Source organism: Massilia sp. 05N420, assembly GCF_056397205.1.
Window position 1 is genome coordinate 1 of record NZ_JBFTMX010000175.1, and the last position, 454, is coordinate 454.

Here is a 454-nt window from a genome sequence, read left to right on the forward strand (position 1 = left end):
GGGCAACGACTGCGCTGCCGTCATTCCAGGCGGCGGCCTGGTTCAGCTCGGCCTGTGCGGCCGGGCGCGGCATGTGGCGCTGGTTGGTCTGAACAGGCGCATCTGTGCCGATGCCATCGACAACGGGCTCGGCCGTTTCACCTTCGGCGATCTGCTGCTGTTGCTCCTGGGCAAGGCCGACGACCGGTTCGGCGCCGAGTTCGGAATCCATGTTGACGCCGCCCTCGGGAACGGAAAGCTGGCGCGTGCCGCCCCAGTTGCCAGGCTCATTCTGCGAACGCGGCACCTGTTGCTGGGCAAGCGCCTCGTCACTGTCGATCATCGGCAGCTTGCGGCCGGGTGCTGGAGCGGCATCGCTGGCGGAACGTCCCTCGCCCGCAAGGTTCGGCGTATCGAGGTAATCGACCGATCCGCCGGCGCGCGAGACGGGCGCCGCAGCGGGATAGGACTGCGC

The 454-nt window shown here is 68.5% G+C and carries 1 protein-coding gene; it reads right to left on the bottom strand.

Features of this window, described 5'->3' with window-relative positions:
- Nucleotides 1-454 (bottom strand): hypothetical protein (locus AC1DIX_RS27845; RefSeq protein WP_477328584.1); only part of this gene is annotated, 454 nt, incomplete at both ends.